Origin of the sequence: Halorussus sp. MSC15.2, from assembly GCF_010747475.1 — an archaeon.
GTDB lineage: Archaea > Halobacteriota > Halobacteria > Halobacteriales > Haladaptataceae > Halorussus.
On sequence record NZ_VSLZ01000003.1, the window covers coordinates 185,999 to 203,431 of the forward strand.

The 17,433-nt window shown below is 67.2% G+C and carries 16 protein-coding genes and 1 pseudogene; 10 read left to right on the forward strand and 7 right to left on the reverse strand.

The window, feature by feature from the left end; genetic code table 11:
- Positions 1-55: 55 nt before the first annotated feature.
- From FXF75_RS12235 to FXF75_RS12255, 5 genes are all read left to right on the forward strand, one after another.
- Positions 56-1,816 (forward strand): 2-oxoacid:acceptor oxidoreductase subunit alpha, encoded by a 1,761-nt coding sequence (locus FXF75_RS12235; protein WP_163522168.1) that lies wholly within the window; start codon positions 56-58, stop codon positions 1,814-1,816.
- Complete coding sequence (locus tag FXF75_RS12240) at positions 1,813-2,676, forward strand: 2-oxoacid:ferredoxin oxidoreductase subunit beta (RefSeq protein ID WP_163522169.1); 864 nt, start codon at positions 1,813-1,815, stop codon at positions 2,674-2,676. The genes FXF75_RS12235 and FXF75_RS12240 overlap by 4 nt, the downstream gene beginning before the upstream one ends.
- 123 nt (positions 2,677-2,799) lie before the next feature.
- Positions 2,800-3,831 carry a hypothetical protein gene (locus FXF75_RS12245; protein WP_163522170.1) on the forward strand — a complete coding sequence of 344 codons (1,032 nt, stop codon included), beginning with the start codon at positions 2,800-2,802 and terminating at the stop codon, positions 3,829-3,831.
- A 145-nt stretch (positions 3,832-3,976) separates the two neighbouring features.
- On the forward strand, positions 3,977-4,825 hold the full coding sequence (locus FXF75_RS12250; protein WP_163522171.1) for a hypothetical protein: 849 nt from the start codon (positions 3,977-3,979) through the stop codon (positions 4,823-4,825).
- Positions 4,826-5,200: 375 nt separating this feature from the next.
- Positions 5,201-6,433 carry a digeranylgeranylglycerophospholipid reductase gene (locus tag FXF75_RS12255; protein WP_163522172.1) on the forward strand — a complete coding sequence of 411 codons (1,233 nt, stop codon included), beginning with the start codon at positions 5,201-5,203 and terminating at the stop codon, positions 6,431-6,433.
- Positions 6,434-6,437: 4 nt separating this feature from the next.
- Here FXF75_RS12255 and FXF75_RS23110 read toward each other — a convergent pair.
- Both FXF75_RS23110 and FXF75_RS12265 read right to left on the reverse strand, forming a co-directional pair.
- Positions 6,438-8,053 (reverse strand): annotated as a pseudogene (locus tag FXF75_RS23110) (AMP-binding protein).
- The gene (locus tag FXF75_RS12265; protein ID WP_163522173.1) at positions 8,046-8,894 is read right to left on the reverse strand and encodes an alpha/beta fold hydrolase; all 849 of its coding nucleotides are present in this window, start codon (positions 8,892-8,894) and stop codon (positions 8,046-8,048) included. Before FXF75_RS12265 ends, FXF75_RS23110 begins: the two are co-directional and overlap by 8 nt.
- Positions 8,895-8,982: 88 nt before the next feature.
- On the opposite strand from FXF75_RS12265, the gene FXF75_RS12270 reads away from it, so the two are divergent.
- Both FXF75_RS12270 and FXF75_RS12275 read left to right on the forward strand, forming a co-directional pair.
- A complete protein-coding gene (locus FXF75_RS12270; RefSeq protein ID WP_163522174.1) occupies positions 8,983-9,378 on the forward strand; it encodes a MaoC family dehydratase in 396 nt (131 codons plus the stop codon).
- Positions 9,379-9,426: 48 nt separating this feature from the next.
- Positions 9,427-10,632 (forward strand): hypothetical protein, encoded by a 1,206-nt coding sequence (locus FXF75_RS12275; protein WP_163522175.1) that lies wholly within the window; start codon positions 9,427-9,429, stop codon positions 10,630-10,632.
- An 11-nt stretch (positions 10,633-10,643) separates the two neighbouring features.
- Here the strand turns inward: FXF75_RS12275 and proS are convergent, their stop codons facing one another.
- The 3 genes from proS to FXF75_RS12290 all read right to left on the reverse strand — a co-directional run bounded on the left by proS (position 10,644) and on the right by FXF75_RS12290 (position 13,903).
- Complete coding sequence (gene proS / locus FXF75_RS12280) at positions 10,644-12,101, reverse strand: proline--tRNA ligase (protein ID WP_163522176.1); 1,458 nt, start codon at positions 12,099-12,101, stop codon at positions 10,644-10,646.
- Between the two features lie 71 nt (positions 12,102-12,172).
- Entirely contained in the window at positions 12,173-13,372 is a 1,200-nt protein-coding gene (locus FXF75_RS12285) for an iron-containing alcohol dehydrogenase family protein (RefSeq protein WP_163522177.1), read from the reverse strand.
- 45 nt (positions 13,373-13,417) lie between these two features.
- The gene (locus tag FXF75_RS12290) at positions 13,418-13,903 is read right to left on the reverse strand and encodes an 8-oxo-dGTP diphosphatase (RefSeq protein WP_163522178.1); all 486 of its coding nucleotides are present in this window, start codon (positions 13,901-13,903) and stop codon (positions 13,418-13,420) included.
- Positions 13,904-14,004: 101 nt separating this feature from the next.
- On the opposite strand from FXF75_RS12290, the gene FXF75_RS12295 reads away from it, so the two are divergent.
- The 3 genes from FXF75_RS12295 to FXF75_RS12305 are packed head-to-tail and all read left to right on the forward strand — an operon-like array spanning position 14,005 to position 15,841.
- Positions 14,005-14,466 carry a VOC family protein gene (locus FXF75_RS12295; protein WP_163522179.1) on the forward strand — a complete coding sequence of 154 codons (462 nt, stop codon included), beginning with the start codon at positions 14,005-14,007 and terminating at the stop codon, positions 14,464-14,466.
- 49 nt (positions 14,467-14,515) lie between these two features.
- Complete coding sequence (locus tag FXF75_RS12300) at positions 14,516-15,034, forward strand: NUDIX domain-containing protein (RefSeq protein WP_163522180.1); 519 nt, start codon at positions 14,516-14,518, stop codon at positions 15,032-15,034.
- A 51-nt stretch (positions 15,035-15,085) separates the two neighbouring features.
- Positions 15,086-15,841, forward strand: a complete 756-nt coding sequence (locus FXF75_RS12305) for a ferredoxin--NADP reductase (RefSeq protein ID WP_163522181.1) — start codon at positions 15,086-15,088, stop codon at positions 15,839-15,841.
- Position 15,842: 1 nt separating this feature from the next.
- Here the strand turns inward: FXF75_RS12305 and FXF75_RS12310 are convergent, their stop codons facing one another.
- Both FXF75_RS12310 and FXF75_RS12315 read right to left on the reverse strand, forming a co-directional pair.
- A complete protein-coding gene (locus FXF75_RS12310; protein WP_163522182.1) occupies positions 15,843-16,580 on the reverse strand; it encodes a hypothetical protein in 738 nt (245 codons plus the stop codon).
- Positions 16,581-16,680: 100 nt separating this feature from the next.
- On the reverse strand, positions 16,681-17,169 hold the full coding sequence (locus FXF75_RS12315; RefSeq protein ID WP_163522183.1) for a hypothetical protein: 489 nt from the start codon (positions 17,167-17,169) through the stop codon (positions 16,681-16,683).
- Positions 17,170-17,433: the final 264 nt, after the last annotated feature.

Genomic DNA, 17,433 nt, shown 5'->3' on the forward strand with positions numbered 1-17,433 from the left:
CGGAGGGGCGCTTCAGAAGGTTTTTGATTTGGCATGGGTTACCGGCTAGTTAGGAATGCCAGACGACCTGAACTGGGCCATCGGCGGAGAGGCCGGCGATGGGATTGACTCTACCGGGAAAATTTTCGCGCAAGCGCTTTCCCGCGCAGGACGACACGTGTTCACTTCCAAGGACTTCGCGTCCCGAATCCGCGGTGGGTACACAGCCTACAAGATTCGAAGCTCGACCGACCGGGTCGAGAGCGTGGTGGACCGACTCGACATCCTCGTCGCGTTGACCGAACGCACCATCGACGAGAATCTCGACGAACTGCACGAAGGGAGCGTCATCATCTACGACGGTGAGCGCACCGAGATGCAGGACGTGGAGATTCCCGAGGGCATGATTGGACTCGACGTGCCGCTCCAGTCGCTCGCCGAGGAGGCCGGCGGGGCCATCATGCAGAACATCGTCGCGCTGGGCGCGGCCTGCGAGGTGACGAACTTCCCCATCGAGAACCTCGACTCCGCGCTGGAGAAGAAGTTCGGCTCCAAGGGCGAGTCCATCGTGGACAACAACAAGGAGGCCGCCCGGAAGGGTCAGGAGTACGTTCAGGCGGAGTACGACCACGAGTTCGAGTACGACCTCGACACCACCGACAACGACTACGTCCTGCTGAACGGCGACGAGGCCATCGGCATGGGCGCTATCGCGGCCGGATGCCGCTTCTACGCCGGGTACCCCATCACCCCGGCGACCGACGTGATGGAGTACCTGACGGGCCGCATCGAGCAGTTCGGCGGCGAAGTGGTGCAGGCCGAAGACGAACTCTCGGCCATCAACATGGCGCTGGGCGCTGCCCGCGCCGGTGCGCGGTCGATGACCGCCACCTCCGGACCGGGTATCGACCTGATGACCGAGACGTTCGGTCTCGTGGCGACCAGCGAGACGCCGCTGGTCATCGCCGACGTGATGCGCTCGGGTCCCTCGACCGGGATGCCGACCAAGCAGGAGCAGGGCGACCTCAACATGGCCCTCTACGGGGGTCACGGCGAGATTCCGCGGTTCGTCCTCGCGCCGACCAACGTCGCCGAGTGTTTCCAGAAGACCGTCGAGGCGTTCAACCTCGCCGAGAAGTACCAGACGCCGGTCTTCCTGCTCGCGGACCTCTCGATGGCCGTGACCGAGCAGACCTTCGAACCCGAGACGTTCGACATGGACGCCGTCGAAATCGACCGCGGGAAGGTCGTGGACGAGGACGAAATCGAGGCGTGGACCGACGAGAAAGACCGGTTCCAGCCCCACTTCTCGACCGCGGACGGCGTGAGTCCGCGGGCGTTCCCCGGGACGAAGAACGGCGCGCACATGTCCACCGGTCTCGAACACAACGCGCTCGGTCGCCGGACCGAGGACACCGACGTCCGCATCGAGCAGGTGGACAAGCGCAACCGGAAGGTCGAAACCGCCAAGGAAGAGGAAGACTGGAGTCCCCGGGAGTTCGGGGATTCGGACTCCGACAACCTCGTCATCTCGTGGGGGTCCAACGAGGGCGCGATGCGCGAGGCCCTCGAGTTCCTCGACGAGGAGGGCGTGGACGTTCGGTTCCTCTCGGTGCCCTACATCTTCCCGCGACCCGACCTCAGCGACGAAATCGAGGCCGCCGACGAGGTCATCGTCGTCGAGTGTAACGAGAGCGGGCAGTTCGCCGACATACTCGAACACGACGCACTTACCCGCGTCAAGCGCGTGAACAAGTACAACGGCATCAGATTCAAGGCCGACGAACTGGCAGACGACATCAAGTCGAGTCTCCAGAGCGAGGAGGTCACAGCATGAGTTCAGACGTTAGATTCACCGACTTCAAGTCCGACAAGCAGCCGACGTGGTGCCCGGGATGCGGCGACTTCGGCACGATGAACGGCATGATGAAGGCGCTGGCCAACACGGGTAACGACCCGGACAACACCTTCGTCGTGGCGGGCATCGGCTGTTCCGGCAAAATCGGCACCTACATGCACAGCTACGCGCTCCACGGCGTCCACGGGCGGGCGCTCCCCGTTGGCACGGGCGTGAAACTCGCCAACCCCGACCTCGAAGTGATGGTCGCGGGCGGCGACGGCGACGGCTACTCCATCGGCGCGGGTCACTTCATCCACGCGGTCCGCCGGAACGTGGACATGACCTACGTCGTGATGGACAACCGTATCTACGGGCTGACCAAGGGGCAGGCCTCGCCGACCTCTCGGGAGGACTTCGAGACCTCGACCACCCCCGAGGGTCCGAAGCAACCGCCGGTCAACCCCCTCGCGCTCGCCCTCTCGGCGGGCGGGAGTTTCATCGCCCAGTCGTTCTCCACTGACGCCCAGCGTCACACCGAAATCGTCCAGAAGGCCATCGAACACGACGGCTTCGGCTTCGTGAACGTCTTCAGTCCGTGCGTGACGTTCAACGACGTGGACACCTACGACTACTTCCGCGACTCCATCGTGGACCTCGACGACGAGGACCACGACCCGACCGACCGCGAGGCGGCCAAAGAGAAGATTCTCGACGCCGACAAGGAGTATCAGGGCATCCTCTACCAGAACGAGGAGAGCGTTCCTTACTCCGAACTCCACGGTCTCGACTCCAACATGGCCGACATCCCGGACGGCGCGCCCGAGGGCGCGATGGACCTCGTCCGCGAGTTCTACTGACGACCCGACCCGAATTCGGTCGTCGTTTCTCTTTCCTCTCGTCTCCCGTTCTCCACACCGATAGCCGAGCGCACCCCGCGAGACCCCACAAAGCGTATCCGGGGATGCGTCGTGCCGTAGTCCATGAATCGACGGGAGTTACTGGGGGCCGTCGGCGCGGGAGCGACCGGGGTGGCGGGCCTGCTCGGCACGCGAGCACGCTCGGCGGGAGAGGACGCCGGGACCATCACGACCGGAACGACCACCACGTCCGCCGAGGAGGACGGCTTCACCGGCATCGACTCGTCGGCCGACCGGCCGTTCGCGACGATTACGGTCGGGTCCCGCGAAGGCGTACAGAATCCGGAGAACAACCGTCCTCACGTCGTTCGCGTCTGGAACGACAGCCAGCAGGCCCGGACTGTCGGTCTCCGACTGGTCCGGGACGACGCCGACGCGCCGGTGCTCGACCGGCGCGTGGAGTTCCCGGCCGACGGGTTCCTGACGGTACGACTGCTCGAACCCGCCGACTACGCGCTGACCGTCCGACCCGGCGGAGGCGGTGGAAGCCCGGGCGAGACGCCCACGGCGACGAGGACTACGGCGGCCGCCGCATCGGTGGGCGAGACCGTCCGGATTCCACGAGCGCAGTTCGACTGCAATCGGTCGCGGACCGACGTGGCGGTGACGGCGGACGGACAGGTGGAGTCGGGGACGGCCACCACCGAAGCGGGTTGTCCGCCCGAGGTGACCGGTCGGACGTTCACCGCGCTCGGCGGCTCCTGCGGGTCGGCCGACGACGCCAGCGTCTCGTTCGCCGACGAGTCGGTGACAGTTGCTGGGTCCATCCGCGCGCCCAACCCCTGCTACGGGGCACAGTTGGCCGACGTGTCGGTCACGTCGGCCGACACCCTCCGAGTCGTGGTGGAGACCACTGAACCGGATGGGGGCGTGTGCGCCCAGTGCGTCGCGAGCGTGGAGTACGAGACCAACCTCGCGTTCCGCGACCGGGTGCCCGAGACCGTCGAGGTGGTCCACCGGCGCGGCGGCGAGACAGAGACGGTGGCGACGGTTTCGCGCGGCGGGTGGACGACGACCGCCGAAGGCACGGTGAGCGGAGTAGGTGGCGTAGCAGTGGCCGAAGACGACGAGTCGAACCACCGAGACCGAACGTAGGAATTGCGATTCTCTTCTTCGGTCGTTCTCTCTATCGAGAAGTTCCGGAGGTCTCTGAGGACCTTTCGCACCGGCCGCGGAGGAACATATTATTTCATGGATTCCTAGAAAGAAATTAGTCGGTGGGGATTCATCTTCCTCGTGCATGTCAGAGCAAACTCAAGACGACGCCACGGACAGTACGACGGGTCGGCGAACGCTACTCCAACTCGCCGCGCTCGCCGGGCTGCCGCTGGCCGCGTCCGACCTCGGACGTGCGGCCACGAGTGGCCACCTCGGCGAGACGTGGACCGGGAGTGAGAACTTGGACATCGACGTCAGTGGCTCCAATCAGGGAGCCATCAACCTGAGTTCCGAAGAAGGGTTCGCGTTGAAGAGCACTCTCACTAGCGCCACCGACTCGACCGGAACCGCTATCTACGGCAATACCGCGTCCGATAGCGGAAAGGCCGTCTGGGCCGAGGCCACCAACGATTCCGGAGATGCGATGGGCGTCTACGGCACCTCGTGGTCACCGAACGGATACGGCGTCTACGGTGACGACGGCGGAGCGGGCGGCTACGGTGTCTACTCCGAGGGCGATATGCACGTCGAAGGCGACTTCACCGCCTCTGGCACCAAGAACTTCGTCCAGACCGTCGAGACGGCCGACGGCGAGAAGCAGGTCGCGTACACCGCCGTCGAGGCCGACCGGGCGCAGACCGAGACGACCGGCGTCGCCGAACTCGAAGACGGTCGCGCGGAGATAGACCTCCCCGAACACTTCGGCATGGTCACGTCGACGAGGAGGACCTCGTCGTCCAACTCACGCCCTACGAAATCGACGTCCCGGGACTCGCGGTTACGGAGCGAACGACCGACCACATCGTCGTGGAATCGCGAGACGGTACCGGCGAGTTCGAGTTCTCCTACACCGTTCGCGGAGTCCGCGAGGGCTACGAGGACACTGCGGTCGTCCGCGACCCCGAGTGACCGACCGACGGACCGGAAGTAACGACCCCCGGAACGGGAGTAATCACCGATTGACACGTCACATCTTTTGCCCGCCACACGTCAACAGAATTTCCGTGCGAGAGCGTTTGCGTCCGTTTTTTAAGGGAGAGGTGTCTACCAGCAGTAGAGATGACTGCGGACGAATACGACACCGGCGAGGGACCCTCGCCGACCACCCGGACGCGGTCCGGTGACATCGTCGCTGGGGGGACGACGGGGAGTCGGCCCGCTCCAGCGACTCTCCCGAACCGAAGTTCTACCACCGAACGACTCCGCTGGACGCCCGACTGCGGTCGAGGTCCCGACGGCAGTTCGGTCGGCAATTCACGAACCACAGGCGAGACGCCCTCTTCTACTCCCAACGAGGCGACTCGCTATGACTGAGCAGTTCGACGTGGCGATTGCGGGTGCCGGTCCGGCGGGCGCGCAGTGCGCCCGAGACTTGGCCGAGCGCGGGTACGACGTGGTCGTCCTCGAAACCGAGTCGGAGGACGAGTTCCCGGCCCAGAGCAACAAGTCCACCGCCGGGACGTTCCCGTCGATGATGGGCGCGTTCGGGATTCCCGACGACGTGGTAATGAACTACACCGACGACGTCGTTCTGGAGTCGCCGAACGAGCACTTCGTCCGGCACCAACCCGGGGCCGTCTTGGAGTTCGCCGACTTCAAGAACTTCCTCGTCGAGGACGGCCGCGAGAGCGGCGCGGAGTACTGGTTCGACGCCCGCGTCTCGAACCCCGTGATGGACGACGGCGAGATAGTCGGCGTGCAGTACGACGGCCAGAACGAAGTGTACGCCGACGTCGTCGTGGACGCGACCGGACCGGCCGCACCGCTGGCCAAGAAACTCGGCGTTACTGACCTCGAACGTAAGAATCAGGCCATCGGCGTCGAGTACGAACTCGAAGGCATCGACGTGGACGCCGAGGGGTACGCCGACCTCACCGACGCGATGATGCTGCGTCTCGACCACGACCTCGCGCCCGGCGGCTACTCGTGGATATTCCACACGGGCGGGGACACCGCGAAGGTCGGTCTCTGTTACATCCAGAACGAGGCCCACCGCGACTACGCGAAGGACGGGATGGGCATCGACGACTACCTCCAATACTGGCTCGACAGCGACCCGCGGTTCGAGAACGCCGAGCGCATCGAGGGCAAACAGCACCGCGGGTCGGCCCACATCCAGATGCCCAGCGGCTTCACCACGGACAACTTCATGGCCATCGGCGACACGGTGCCGACGGTCGACCCGCTCTGGGGCGAGGGCATCTACACCTGCATGAAGTCGGGTCGAGCGGCGGCCGTCACCGCCGACCGGTGTTTCATGGCCAGCGACCGCGACACCTCCGCGGAACGGCTGTCCATCTACGACGACCTCTGGCACGAGCGCGTCGCCCCGAAGATGCGGACGCGCCTGCTGATGACCCGACTGCTGTATCTGGCGTCGAACGAGCGCTACGACACGCTCATGCGGGACCTAAACCGGTTCGACGACGACGTGCTGAACGCCGCCAACGAGGGCGACCTCCGAGCCGTTTCGAAGCTCATCCACCTCGGAGACGCGCCGCTATTGGCTCGCTTCTTCCGGGAACGGTTGATGGAATAGGTCGTTACTCCTCGCCGAACCGGTCTTCGACGGCCTGCCTGTCGATTTTCTGCGGGCCGGACGTGGGCATCTCGTCGACGAACGCCAGATGGCGTGGCCGTTTGAACCGGGCGAGTTTTCCGTCGAGGAACTCGGTGAGTTCCGCCAGCGTCAGCGATTCGTCGCCCTGTACCACCGCCTTCCCGACCTGTCCCCACTGGTCGTCCGGGACCGGAACCACGACGACCTCCTCGACTTTGGGGTGGTCGGCGATTCGGTCCTCGACCGCGGCGGGGTAGACGTTCTCGCCGCCCGAGACGTACATGTTCTTCTTTCGGCCCTCGATGTAGTAGTAGCCGTCCTCGTCGCGCCGGGCCAAGTCGCCGGTCGAGACCCACCCGTCGCCGAACGTCTCCTCGGTCTCCGACTGGTTGCGCCAGTACCCGGCGGCGGCGTGGGGACTCGACAGTTCGAGTTCGCCGATTCCGCCCGCTGGCAGTTCCTCGCCGTCGTCGTTCGACCGTGTCGAACTGCTCGACGAGCGTCGCTCGTCGGCGTCCACGACGCGGGCGTCCACGTGCATCGCGGGCACGCCCACGCTGTCGGCCTTCTCGCGGGGCCAGCCCTCGGGCATCGTGAAGTTGTTCGGGCCGCACTCGGTGAGACCGTACCCCTGCGAGAGGTCCACGCCCCTGTCCCACCACGCCTCCATCACCGACTCGCGGCAGGGGCCGCCGCCCGACTTGGCGAACCGGAGCGCCGAGAGGTCGGTCGTCTCCCAGTCGTCGTGGGTCGCCATCATCCGGAGGACCGCCGGGACCGCCACGAGGACGGTCGCCCCCTCTGACTCCGCGAAGCGGAGGACCTCGCCGGGTTCGAACTCTCGGGCGAGGACGACAGTGCCGCCGAGGTGGAACAGCGGCACGGTGACGACGTTCCAGCCGCCGGTGTGGAACATCGGAAACACCATGGGCGTCACGTCCTCCGGGCGCAGTCCCCACGCCGTGATGGTGTTGAACGAGTTCCACAGAATCGAGCCGTGAGTCAGGACCGTCTCCTTCGGGACGCCGGTCGAACCGCCGGTGTGGAGGAACAGGTGCGGGTCGTCCATCGACAGGTCGGCGGTCTCGACCGGCGAGTCGTCCGCGGGGAGCGCGTCGGCCCACGCCTCCCGGCCGAGGTCGTCTCGCTCGGCGTTCGCGTCGGCGTCCTCGGCGAGAGCGCGACCACCGAGCAGTCGAACTTCCGGGCGTCGTGGGCCAGCACGTCGGCCGCGAGGGCCGCGAAGGGGGCTTCGACCACGAGCAGGGCCGGGTCCACGTCGTTCAGCATCTCGACCAGTTCGCCCGCCGCGAGGCGGTGCGAGAGGGGCGCGAGGACACCGCCGGTCTTCGCGGTGGCGAAGAACAGGTCCACGAGTTCCGGCCGGTTCCGCGAGAGGACCGCCACGCGCTCGCCTTCCGCGACGCCCTCCTCCCGGAGGAGTCGGGCGACGCGATTCGCTCGGCGGTCCAACTCGGCGTACGTGAACCGCTCGCCGGTCGTCGCGTCCACTACCCCGACCGAGTCGGGCGAGAGACTCGCGCGCCTCTCGCTCCACGCGCCGACCCAGTCGTAGGGCCGCTCGTGGTGGCTAAACATCGGCGAGGAACTCCGCGAGGCGGTCGTTGACGGTCTCGGCCTGTTCGATGAAAAAGAGGTGCGACCCGCCCTCGAACCGGGCGAGTTCGGCGCTCGGCAGTCGCTCGTACAGCAGGTCGGCGTTCTCGACGGGAAGCACCCGGTCGTCGGTACCGTGGGCGACGAGTGCGGGTACGTCCACGTCGCCGAGTCGGTCGCTCGAATCGAACGCCACGACCCCGGCGGCCTGCGCGTCGCGGGCGGCGTCGCTCGCATCGCCCGCCAACCGCCAGTCCACGATGTCCGAAATCAGGTCGTCGTTCTCCTCCCAGAACGCGTCGGTCATCGCGGGTTTCATCTTGTGGCGGATGGCCTCGCGTTCGTCCGCGTCCTCGGGCACCGAGAACATCCGAGCCTGCGTCTCCTCGGGAATCTCGACCGCCTCATCGCCGCCGTGGCTGGTGCAGAGCAGACCGAGCGACGCCGCCCGGTCGTAGTCGAGCGCGTACTGCTGGGCTATCATCCCGCCCATGCTCGCGCCGACGACGTGGGCGCGCTCCGCGCCGACCGCCTCGAGGACCGCGTCGAGGTCGCTCGCCATCTCCTCGACGGTGTACGGCCCGTCGGGTTCGTCGGAGTCACCGGTGCCGCGGTTGTCCCAGACCACGACCTGGTAGCCCTCCGCTGCGAGTCGGTCGCGCTGCCAGCGCCACATCCACCGACCGTAACCCAGTCCCTCCACGAGCGCGACGGTTTCGGCGTCACGCCCGCGCTCCTCCTGACTCCCGTCCGAGTCGGGACTGTCGGCCGGGTCGGTGGTCTCGTAGTAGAGCGAGACCCCGTCGTTGTCCGCGTAAGGCATGGCTGAATCCACGGACGAACCCGCCTTCAAATCCCTGTTTCACATGTTAACCCTCGGATTGATTCGCCGGGCGACGCGACCATCTCCCATGCCAGTCGCAACGCCGAACGACACCGCAGAAGCCACCCTGACGGTCACCGAAGACACCATCGACGCCTACGCCGACCTGACGGGCGACGACAACCCAATCCACCGCGACGAGGCGTACGCCGCCGAGACGTTCTTCGGCGGCCGGGTCGCCCACGGGATGCTCTCGGCGGGCGTCGTCAGCGCGGCGCTCGCGGACCTGCCGGGCGACATCGTCTACCTCTCGCAGGATGTGGACTTCGAGAACCCGGTTCGACCGGGACAGACCGTGACCGCGACGGTGACCGTCGAGGAGGAGTTGGGCGACGATAGGCTTCGGGTCGAGACGGTGGCGGAGACCGAAGACGAGCGAGTTCTCTCGGGCGAGGCCGTCGTACTGTCGCTCCCGCACGAGTAGTCGGGGCGAATCGAAATACACTTGTCACGTCAGAATCTCAACCATGCTGTGCCATCTATTCACACTCCATCGTCGGCGCTGGGACTGTTGGCGTGTCTCCTGATAGTGACGGCGACGATTCCGGCGGCGGCCTCCCATCCTCGGGTCAAGTTCTCGAATCCGGGGTACGAGGCCGACGCGGGCGACATCGTCTCGATTCCGGTCGAACTCCGGAGCACGGACTCGGCGACGGTCGTCGTTCGGGGGTACCGCGTTTGGCCCAGTACGACCAAGACGCGAACGTACCTCGCGAACGCGTCCGTCAGCGACGCGAACGGCGACGGCCGCGCGACTCTCCTGCTGGACACCCACGACGTGACGTGGCGCGCCCGCGGCCCGGACGAGGTGAACGTCACCGTCCGTATGGCGTCGGACGGCCCGCTCGACGCGCACCACTACGACCTCTACGGCGTGGTCGAGAACGAGACGGGCTACGACCGCACGAGCGAGTCGAACCTCGACCTCTCCAAACCCGAAGCGGAGTCCCTGAAGACGTGGGTCGGTCCCTCGTCGGTCGAGGTGAGCGCGCAGACGCTCTCCACGTCGGCACCCCCGGCGCGGAACGTCGAGCGGAGTTCGGTCGCGCTCAGAAACGGGACGCTGGTGTTCGACCTCCGAACGTCGGGTCTCGGGGGTGCGGTCGAGTCCGGTCCGAACGCGACGGCCCGGTTCTTCGACGTTCTCGACGGACGGCAGGCGAACCTGAGCGTCGTCCAGACGAACCCGGGACCGTCGCACCCGCCCAAGGAACTCCATCTCGGACCGAACTCGACCCGCGTCGTCGCCGACGGGTTCAACCAGAGCTACTACCTCGCGGTCGACCTCTCGGCGGTGAACGTCACCGGCGGTCCGAACGGTGAACTCCGGCGGGGCGACGAGTACCTCGCTAACTTCTCGCTCCGGAGAGCAAACTCGACGGACTCGAATCGCACGTGGTCCGTGGAGACGAAGTTCGCCGTCGGCGAAGCGGTACGTTCGACGGAGGGTGACGCGCCCGCGGAGACGACCGCCGGGCGGACGGAGACCGAGACGACGACCGAATCGAGTCGGCCGACGACCGCGGAAGCCGAAACGGAACCGACCGACTCCACGACGGACGCGCAGTCGACGGCGACGGCGCGAGGCGGGACGCCAGACGGTATCGTCCCCGGATTCGGTGTCGGCGCGGCGCTGGTCGCACTGCTCGCCGGTCTGGCGTTCGCCGGAAGAAAATAACGGCGCCGCGTTCAGTACGACTTCGCGAAGTAGGCCGTCTCCTCGGCCTCGTCGCCGCAGACGCCGCACTCGTCGCCGATGGGTTCCTCGTCGCGGTCCATCGGGACCATCACGATTTCCGCGGAAATCTCCTCCTTGATGACCTGCTCGCAGGCTTGGTCGCCGCACCACGGCGTCTTGACGTAGCCGCCGTGCTGGCCGATGGTGCCCAGAATCTCGGCGGTCTCGTAGGCCTCGCGGACGTTCTCTTCGAGGTTCTGTTCGGCGGTCTCGTAGAGTTTGTCGGTCACGTCCTCGAAGTGGTCCTCGACGGTCTCGTCGATGTCCTCGCGGTCCTCCACGGTGTCCTCGCCGTCGGGGCGGTGGACGACCGTGACCTCGCGGTCCTCGACCTCGTTGGGACCGATTTCGAGTCGGACGGGGACGCCCTTCAGCTCCCACTCGTTGAACTTGAACCCGGGGTTGCGCTCGTCGCGGTCGTCGAGTTCGACGCGGATGTCCTCGGCTTCGAGGTCGTCGGCCACGCCCTCGGCGTACTCCAGCACTTCGTCGCGGTTGTCCTCGTTCCAGATGGGGACGATGACGACCTGCTCGGGCGCGATTTTCGGGGGCACCACGAGTCCCTGGTCGTCGGAGTGGGTCATGATGAGCGCGCCCAGCGCGCGCCACGAGAGACCCCACGAGGTGGTGTGGGCGACGCGCTCCTCCTCGTCCTCGTCGGTGTAGGTCAGGTCGTAGGCCTCCGCGAAGCCCTGTCCGAGGTAGTGGGAGGTCCCGCCCTGCACGGACTTGCCGTCGGGCATCAGCGCCTCGACGGTCGTGGTGGTGTGCGCGCCGGGGAACTTGTCGTGTTCGGGCTTGCGACCCCGGAGGACCGGGATGGCCAGCACGTCCTCGTAGAGGTTCTGGTACTGGTCGAGGCGGGTCATCGTCTCGTCCCACGCCTCGTCCTCGGACTCGTGGGCGGTGTGGCCCTCCTGCCAGAGGAACTCTTTGGTACGGAAGAACGGCTTGGTCTCGGTGGCCTCCCACCGGATGACGCTACACCACTGGTTCAGTCGCAGGGGCAGGTCGCGGTGGCTCCGGACCCAGTTGCTCATGAACGGCGTGATGATGGACTCGCTGGTGGGCCGGAACGCGAGTCGCTCTTCGAGTTCGTCGTGGCCGCCGTGGGTCACCCACGCCACCTCGGGGTCGAACCCTTCCACGATGTCGCTCTCGCGTTCGAGGTAGCTCTCGGGGATGAGCGCGGGGAAGTAGGCGTTCTGCGCCCCGGTCTGCTTGAACCACTTGTCGAGGTGGTCCTGCACGCCCTCCCAAAGGGCGTACCCGCGGGGCCGGGTGACGATGAACCCGCCCATGGGCGCGTAGTCGGCGAGTTCGGCCTTCTGGACGACCTCCGCGTACCAGTCGCCGGGGTTGTACTCCTTTCGCTCGGTGATGCCGAGTTCCTGCTCGTCGTCGCTCATTGGGTACTGGTTTCTTCGATGCGGTCTTAAAGGCGATGAACCTGTGGTAACTGTTCGGAGGCGGCGGGCGGTCACCAAGCCTCGCGGAGGACCGCCTCCACGTCCTCGGCGCTCGCGTCCAGTCCGGCGGGCGCGCGCTCCATCGGGTGGTCGTCGGCGACGAACGCGGCTATCGCCGGGAGGTCTTCCTCCCGGGTCTCGGGGAGGTCCCGCAGGCGCGTCGGCGCGTCGAGCGCGTCGCGCAACTCAGCGACCGCTTCGACGACGGCGTCGGCCACCTCCTCGTCCGAGCGGTCGGTCGGGTCGATGCCCAGTCCGTTCGCCAGCAGGTCGCGACCGGCGTCCACCTCGCCGAAGAGATACCGGAGGACGTGCGGGACGACGGCCGCGTGGACCGCGCCCTGCTGGACGTCGTACCGGCGGGCGAACCCGTGACCGAAGGCGTGGACCACCGAGACTTTGCGTTCGAGTTGGACGAGCAGCGTCCCGACCACGGCCCGGTCCATCGCCGCAGAGTCCGCGGAGGACTCGCCGACGACTCGGGGGAGCGCGTCGCTCAGCAGGCGGAGTCCGTGAACCGCCGTCGCGTCGCTGACGGGGTTCGCGTCGCGGGCGTACGGCGTCTCGACTCCCTTGTCGAACCCGTTCATCGCCGACCCCGCGAGCGCGCCCGTCGGCGTGGTCTCGAACAGCGCCGGGTCCGCGAAGTCGGCTATCGGCATCGCCGACCCGCGGGCGCTCACCGGTTGGCCCGTCGGCGACTCCGCGGCCGACAAGACCTCCATGGACCCGCCGCTCGACACGTCCGCGCCCGCGAACGTCGTCGGGACGACGACCACCGGCGGTCGCTCGTCGGCCGAGTCCGGCGGCCGGACCTCGCCGTCGCGTGCCTCCTCGCGGAGGTCGTCGAGCGAGCGACCGTCGGGCGCGAACACGCTCGCCTGCCGAGCGACGTCGAGGCTACTGCCGCCGCCGACGCCGACGACCACGTCCGCGTCCGCCTCGCGCATCGCGTCTACGACCTCGAACGCCGACTCGGCCTGTTTCTCCGGCGTGGTCTCGTCGTAGACGCCCGCAAGTCGGTCGCCGAGTCCGTCCTCGATTGGGTCCATGAGGTCGTCGTTGGCCCCGACGTTTGACCCGCAGACGACGAGCGCGCGGTCGAGGTCGTGCTCCCCGAGGTACTCGCCCAGACGGGCCGCGCAGCCGCGGCCGTAGACGATGTCGCACCCGCGGTACTCGTACTCGAAGGCGTCGGCTATCGGAAGCATGGTCCCGAATTACAGCGGCGTCCCAATGAAGGTGGGGCCGCGGCGCTACCGTCGGACCGCGTCCAGTTCCCTCACGCCGGTCTCCACGTCCCACTCGCGCAGTTCGTCGCCCTCGGCGTCGAAGACGAACTCCCCGGCGAACCGCTCGCCGTCGAGCAGGTGCGGAAGCCAGTAGCGGTCGTCCTCCCACATCTCGTCGTAGGGGACCGCGTCGTAGTCGTACCACTCGGGGTCGGCCTCCGGGGACGCCTCGGGCACGCCGTCGAACGCCTCGGCCCGGAAGACGTGGACGAACATCCGGGGGTCCTCGCCGAACACGAACCGGAACTCGCCGACCTTCTCCGGGTCGCGGGGCGTCACGCCGATTTCCTCCTCGACTTCGCGCACGACGCACTCGCCGGGAGTCTCGCCGTCTTCGACCTTCCCGCCGGGACCGACCAGTTTGCCCTCGCCCAGACCGCGCTTCTTCCGGATGAGCAGGACCTCCTCGGCGTCGGGCCGCAGGAGGTAACACAGCGTCGCGGGTTGCATACGCCGAGCGTCGGACCCCTGCGGGTTAGACCTGTCGGAATTTCATCATTCGGACTCGACCCGCCGGTACGGCTAACTCGTCGGCTACCGTCTCCCGGTCCATGACCGACGCGGACGACGAACGAGCCAGACCGGTCGGCATCAACCACGTGGCGCTCGAAGTCGGCGACGTGGACGAGGCCCTCGACTTCTACGAATCGCTCTTCGAACTCGAACTCCGGGGACGAGGCGAGTCGGCGGCCTTCATCGACCTTGGCGACCAGTTCCTCGCGCTCTCGGAGACCGACGACCCCGGCGGTCCCGACGACCACCGCCACTTCGGTCTCGTCGTGGACGACCCCGAGGCCGTCGAGCGACGACTCGAAGCAGCCGACGCCGAGCGCGTCCCCTCCGGAAGCCTCGACTTCCGTGACCCGTGGGGCAATCGCGTGCAGGTCGTGGCCTACGAGGACGTTCAGTTCACCAAGGCCGACCACGTCCTTCGGGGGATGGGCCTTGAAGGACTCGGGAAGTCCGAGTCCGCGCGCTCGGAACTCGCCGAGAAGGGGATGGCCCCCGAGTGAGTTGCGCGCTCCGCAGGATTGATTAGCGTCGGGAATCCAACACGAGCCGATGATAGCAGTCTCACCGGACTACTGTCCCGACTGCGGGAGCGACCTCTCGACGACCGATTTCGAGGGCCGGGACCGCGACTACTGCCCGTCGTGCGAGCGGACGTGGTGGCGGCAGTCGGTGCCGACGACTAGCGTGACCGTCCGCGAGGCGGACCGCGTCCTGCTCATCCAGCGGTCCGCCGGTCGCGACGCCGGTCGGTGGGACCTCCCCGCTGGCCATCCCGAACACGACGAACCCGCCCGCGAGGCCGTCGCCCGCGAACTCCGGGAGGAGACCGGACTCGCGGTGGCCCCCCACGACCTCGACCTCGTGGGAACGGTGCTTTCGGAGGGACCCCGGGCGAACTACCGGTCGATAAACTACCGGACCGACCGCGCCGCGACCGACGGCGAGGTGACGGCCGGGTCGGACGCGGCCGACGCCCGGTTCGTCCCCGTCGAGTCGGTCCGGGCGGGCGACGTGGACGTTCGGAACCTCGGGCGACTCCGCCTGCGCGACTCGGGCGTGCTGGAGTAACCCGGCCACCCGAGTTTTCCCTCCGTCGGTCGTATCACCGCCGATTCGACGATGACCGACACCCACGAGGTCACGGTCAGGTCCGTCCACCAGATGACCCCGAGCGTCAAGCAGTTCGTGCTGGAGTCGGACGGCTACCAGTTCGACTTCGAACCCGGACAGCACACGCACGTCCACTTCGACCGCGCCGAGAGTCCGGCCGTGGACGACGCGGAACCGGACGACGAGGAGGTCGTCCGCCCCTACACCTCGACGGCGATGCCCGGCACCGAGCGCATCACGCTCGCTATCAAGCGATACCCCGACGGCACCGCTTCGACGTGGATGCACGAGCGCGACCCGGGCGACCGCATCGAAATCGAGGAACTGGACGGGAACCTCTTCCTCCGGGACCTCGACGCGGACGCGGCGTTCGTGGCGACCGGTACGGGGGTCACGCCGATGATAGCGATGGCCAAGCAGTACGTGCGCGAGGCCACCGGAACGGCCCACTTCTTCTTCGGGGAGACGGACGAGGAACACCTCTTCTACCGCGAGACGCTGGACCAGTTGGCGGCCGACTACCCGAGTTTCGACGTGACCTACGTCCTCTCGCAGGCCGACGAGGAGTGGCGAGGACCCGAGGGCCACGTGCAGGACCACCTCGCGGAGCATCTGGACGACTTCGAGGAGCGCGACTTCTACGTCTGCGGCGTGCCCGAGATGGTCGTCGAGACCCGGGAGTACCTCGCGGACCGCGGCGTGGACGAGGACCGGGTCTACGTCGAGGGCTGGGAGGGCGACGAGGTGTCGGACGGGGAAGGCTGAGCTACTCCCTGCGAGCGTCGGGCGCGTCGCTTCTCTCCGTCCTCGGACGGGTCGCCAGCGTGGTCCCGAGGACGTAGGCGGGGGCGCCGAGCAGCGCGCCGATGCACCCGAAGGCGACGAAGACCACCGTGATGGGACCGAGCGAGTGCTCGGTCAGCGGAAGCGACCAGATTAAGACAGCCGCATACAGCGCGAACGGGAGGAGCAAGAGACGAGGCGACGGCGTTCCGGCGCTCCGGCGGCGGCGGTCGTGACCGAGCGGGAACTGAAGGGCGAGCGAGAGCGACAGCAACAACTCGGAGACGACGACACTGCCGCCGGAGACGCGCCGGATGAAACGGACCAGCGCCGCGGGGTCGAACCCCCGCTCCGCGAGGACTGCGACCGCGACGCCGACTGCCGCGGCGAGCCACGGCCCGACAGTGCTGGGACGCCCGTCGCGGAAGTGACGCCCAACGTGGACGTGTCCGACCGAATACGCACCGAGCGTGAGGTACGCACCGGCGACGGCGTACAACCACGGAGTTTTGCCCCGGATGAGCGGGACGAAAGCGGGATAGAGCGGATGGCCGAGGAAGTAGAGTCCGAGCGCAACGACGGCCGCAGCGGTCCGCTTCGCGCCGGTGGTCCGTTCGGTGAACGACCAATCCAAGACGCGAACGACCGCGTAGAGTACCCCCGTGACGACCAGCGACGGGAGGACGACGCGTGCACCGAGATTCGCCACGAGCGCGTTCACATGATGGGCGAGAGACAGGACTGGTATGAGTCTTCTGGACGCCGCCTGCTGGCCGACAGTCGGACGTCCGGTCGCGTGCCGTCCTCGGACACGCCTCGCCTCACTGGTCCACCGCGAACGGACTCTCGGTCTCCGTCCAGTCCCACCCCGGAAGTCGCGTCTGGAACCCGGCCGCCAGCGCGGCGTCGAGGTCGTCCGCGCCCGCGGTCTCGCGGGCGTCGTCGGCGTGGACCGTCACGTCCGCGTAGTGGAAGGTGGCCTCGGCGAGCAGTCTGAGGGGCTGGTTCCCCGCGAGGGTTCCGGCGAGTTGTCGGCCGAGGAGTTCGTCCACCACGAACCCCGGGTAGTCGCCTTCGACGTCGAGTTCGCGCAGGACGGCGACCATCGCGGCGACGTTGACCGCCCGGTCGCCGTCGGCGAAGACGGCGTCCACTTCCCGGCGATAGTCGTCGGCGCTCACCTCGTCTACCGTGGTGTCGAACAGGTCGCCGAGGTCCGCGCGAACGTCGTTCAGCAGGGGCACCACGACGTCGGCCCGGCCGCGGACCCACTCGTACTCGTCGGCGACGCGCTCACGTGTTACTCGCATGGTTCGGACGAGGGGCGCGAGGGGTTTGGGTTTGCGCATTTTGAGAAGGCTTTTATAATATCGGGGACTAATGCCGCATAAGCGGGTTTTCCTGCGTCCCCGAGTGAGCGTCCGGTCTTCCCCGGTGTCCCGGGGACGAGGGCGACTCGCCGACACGCGAGTTTCAACACCCCGCGGAGAAGCGAAATCTATGCTGTGCTGTACTCTACGTCGTAGTCCTGATGGCAGTCCGACCGGTCCGACGTTCGTCCGCGAGCAGGGAGT

What these genes read in the sequence shown, in the direction of transcription:
- FXF75_RS12250 (WP_163522171.1), top strand. Translation starts at nt 3,977, where the DNA reads ATGTCAGAGCAAACTCAAGACGACGCCACGGACAGTACGACGGGTCGG.
- FXF75_RS12290 (WP_163522178.1), bottom strand. Translation starts at nt 13,903, where the DNA reads ATGCAACCCGCGACGCTGTGTTACCTCCTGCGGCCCGACGCCGAGGAG.
- FXF75_RS12235 (WP_163522168.1), top strand. Translation starts at nt 56, where the DNA reads ATGCCAGACGACCTGAACTGGGCCATCGGCGGAGAGGCCGGCGATGGG.
- FXF75_RS12270 (WP_163522174.1), top strand. Translation starts at nt 8,983, where the DNA reads ATGCCAGTCGCAACGCCGAACGACACCGCAGAAGCCACCCTGACGGTC.
- FXF75_RS12315 (WP_163522183.1), bottom strand. Translation starts at nt 17,169, where the DNA reads ATGCGAGTAACACGTGAGCGCGTCGCCGACGAGTACGAGTGGGTCCGC.
- FXF75_RS12240 (WP_163522169.1), top strand. Translation starts at nt 1,813, where the DNA reads ATGAGTTCAGACGTTAGATTCACCGACTTCAAGTCCGACAAGCAGCCG.
- proS (WP_163522176.1), bottom strand. Translation starts at nt 12,101, where the DNA reads ATGAGCGACGACGAGCAGGAACTCGGCATCACCGAGCGAAAGGAGTAC.
- FXF75_RS12300 (WP_163522180.1), top strand. Translation starts at nt 14,516, where the DNA reads ATGATAGCAGTCTCACCGGACTACTGTCCCGACTGCGGGAGCGACCTC.
- FXF75_RS12295 (WP_163522179.1), top strand. Translation starts at nt 14,005, where the DNA reads ATGACCGACGCGGACGACGAACGAGCCAGACCGGTCGGCATCAACCAC.
- FXF75_RS12285 (WP_163522177.1), bottom strand. Translation starts at nt 13,372, where the DNA reads ATGCTTCCGATAGCCGACGCCTTCGAGTACGAGTACCGCGGGTGCGAC.
- FXF75_RS12265 (WP_163522173.1), bottom strand. Translation starts at nt 8,894, where the DNA reads ATGCCTTACGCGGACAACGACGGGGTCTCGCTCTACTACGAGACCACC.
- FXF75_RS12305 (WP_163522181.1), top strand. Translation starts at nt 15,086, where the DNA reads ATGACCGACACCCACGAGGTCACGGTCAGGTCCGTCCACCAGATGACC.
- FXF75_RS12255 (WP_163522172.1), top strand. Translation starts at nt 5,201, where the DNA reads ATGACTGAGCAGTTCGACGTGGCGATTGCGGGTGCCGGTCCGGCGGGC.
- FXF75_RS12245 (WP_163522170.1), top strand. Translation starts at nt 2,800, where the DNA reads ATGAATCGACGGGAGTTACTGGGGGCCGTCGGCGCGGGAGCGACCGGG.